The sequence below is a fragment of the Tistrella bauzanensis genome, assembly GCF_014636235.1.
Lineage (GTDB): Bacteria > Pseudomonadota > Alphaproteobacteria > Tistrellales > Tistrellaceae > Tistrella > Tistrella bauzanensis.
Map to the genome: position 1 here is coordinate 1 of NZ_BMDZ01000149.1, position 2,997 is coordinate 2,997.

The following is a 2,997-nucleotide window of genomic DNA, read 5'->3' on the forward strand; positions in this document are numbered from 1 at the left end:
GGATGCGGTCGGGATCGGTTTTCCGATCCGGATATTCCACCGGCCCTGAGGGGCTGGCTGGAACACAAGTTCTTTGGACAGTGTGAAGAGATGAGATCGTCTGATGTAATGCGAGCTGAGTGGCCGCGCGTCAGAACCGATCGATGACACCGTGACATGACCGCAGGATTGCGGGTGCATGCTCGCGGGTCCGGTTCTGGACGTGACGGCGGATCTCTCGAGCAAGAGAAGGGCATCTGGTGGATGCCTTGGCGTCAGGAGGCGATGAAGGACGTGACACGCTGCGATAAGCCGTGGGGAGCTGCGAGTGAGCTTTGATCCATGGATTTCCGAATGGGGCAACCCACCACGCAAGTGGTATCTTCTGGTGAATACATAGCCAGGAGAGGCGAACCCGGTGAACTGAAACATCTAAGTAGCCGGAGGAAAGGACATCAACGGAGACTCCGTAAGTAGTGGCGAGCGAAAGCGGATCAGGCCAGTGGTTTCTTGAGACACGATCAGAACGGCATGGAAAGGCCGGCCAGAGCGGGTGATAGCCCCGTATGGAGAGTAGCTCTTGAAATCCTTGAGTAGAGCGGGACACGTGAAATCCTGTTTGAAAATAGGGGGACCACCCTCTAAGCCTAAGTACTCCCTGACGACCGATAGTGAACCAGTACCGTGAGGGAAAGGTGAAAAGCACCCCGACGAGGGGAGTGAAACAGTTCCTGAAACCGGATGCCTACAAGCAGTCGGAGGGCGCAAGCCTGACGGCGTACCTTTTGCATAATGGGTCAGCGAGTTACTTTGTCCAGCAAGCTTAAGCCGGTAGGTGTAGGCGCAGCGAAAGCGAGTCTGAATAGGGCGCTTGAGTTGGACGAAGTAGACCCGAAACCGGGTGATCTAGCCATGGGCAGGTTGAAGGTGCGGTAACACGCACTGGAGGACCGAACCCACGTCTGTTGAAAAAGACGGGGATGACCTGTGGCTAGGGGTGAAAGGCCAATCAAACTCGGATATAGCTGGTTCTCCGCGAAAACTATTTAGGTAGTGCGTCACGTGATTACCCTCGGGGGTAGAGCACTGGATGGGCTAGGGGGCCTCACCGGCTTACCAAACCTAACCAAACTCCGAATACCGAGGAGTACAGCGTGGCAGACAGACTGCGGGTGCTAAGGTCCGTAGTCGAGAGGGAAACAGCCCAGACCACCAGCTAAGGTCCCCAAGTTACGGCTAAGTGGGAAAGGATGTAGGACGGCCATGACAACCAGGAGGTTGGCTTAGAAGCAGCCATCCTTTAAAGAAAGCGTAACAGCTCACTGGTCTAGTTAAGCTGTCCCGCGCCGAAGATGTAACGGGGCTCAAGCCGTACACCGAAGCTGTGGATGCATCGATAAGATGCGTGGTAGCGGAGCGTTCCGTAGGCCTGTGAAGGGCGACCCGTGAGGGCGCCTGGAGGTATCGGAAGTGAGAATGCTGACATGAGTAGCGACAAACAGAGTGAGAAACTCTGTCGCCGAAAGCCCAAGGGTTCCTGCGCAAGGCTAATCCGCGCAGGGTGAGTCGGCCCCTAAGACGAGAGCGAAAGCTGTAGTCGATGGGAAACAGGTTAATATTCCTGTACCTGTGGGACGTGACGGATGACGTAAGTTGTTGGAGCTTATCGGATTGTTTCCAGCAGCGAAGTTGTTCCAGGAAATAACGCCCACGAATAGACCGTACCCCAAACCGACACAGGTGGGCAGGTAGAGTATACCAAGGCGCTTGAGAGAACGATACTGAAGGAACTCGGCAAATTACCCCCGTAACTTCGGGAGAAGGGGGCCCCGTTCCTGGGCAACCAGGGGCGGGGGGCACAGACCAGGGGGTGGCGACTGTTTACTAAAAACACAGGGCTCTGCGAAGCCGCAAGGCGACGTATAGGGTCTGACGCCTGCCCGGTGCCGGAAGGTTAAGAGGAGGGGTTAACGCTCTGAATCGAAGCCCCGGTAAACGGCGGCCGTAACTATAACGGTCCTAAGGTAGCGAAATTCCTTGTCGGGTAAGTTCCGACCCGCACGAATGGCGTAACGACTTCCCCACTGTCTCCAGTATCGACTCAGCGAAATTGAATTCCCCGTGAAGATGCGGGGTTCCCGCGGTCAGACGGAAAGACCCCGTGCACCTTTACTACAGCTTTGCAGTGGCACTAGGGACTGAATGTGTAGGATAGGTGGGAGCCTATGAAGCCTCGGCGCCAGCTGAGGTGGAGGCATCCTTGAAATACCACCCTTTTAGTTCTTGGTGTCTAACCGCGCTCCGTGATCCGGAGCCGGGACCCTGCATGGCGGGTAGTTTGACTGGGGCGGTCGCCTCCCAAAGAGTAACGGAGGCGCGCGATGGTGGGCTCAAACCGGTCGGAAATCGGTTGTCGAGTGCAATGGCATAAGCCCGCCTGACTGCGAGACTGACAAGTCGAGCAGAGACGAAAGTCGGCCATAGTGATCCGGTGGTCCCGAGTGGAAGGGCCATCGCTCAACGGATAAAAGGTACGCCGGGGATAACAGGCTGATAACCCCCAAGAGTCCATATCGACGGGGTTGTTTGGCACCTCGATGTCGGCTCATCACATCCTGGGGCTGGAGCAGGTCCCAAGGGTTCGGCTGTTCGCCGATTAAAGTGGTACGTGAGCTGGGTTTAGAACGTCGTGAGACAGTTCGGTCCCTATCTGCCGTGGGTGTAGGAGACTTGAGAGGATCTGTCCTCAGTACGAGAGGACCGGGATGGACGGATCTCTGGTGCACCAGTTGTGACGCCAGTCGCATCGCTGGGTAGCTATATCCGGAAGGGATAACCGCTGAAAGCATCTAAGCGGGAAACCTCCCTCGAAACCAGGTCTCCCTTGAGAGCCGTGGAAGACCACCACGTTGATAGGCCGGGTGTGCACGTGCGGCAACGCACTGAGCTAACCGGTACTAATCGCTCGATAGAGCTCTATTGATCCCCGTCGCGCCCAGAACCGGGCCCGCGGGCCAC

General features: G+C 56.6%; 1 rRNA gene. It reads left to right on the forward strand.

Annotation, left to right across the window (positions count from 1 at the left end):
* The first annotated feature begins 216 nt into the window (after positions 1–216).
* Positions 217–2,961: ribosomal RNA gene (locus IEW15_RS25115) — 23S ribosomal RNA — on the forward strand.
* Positions 2,962–2,997: the final 36 nt, after the last annotated feature.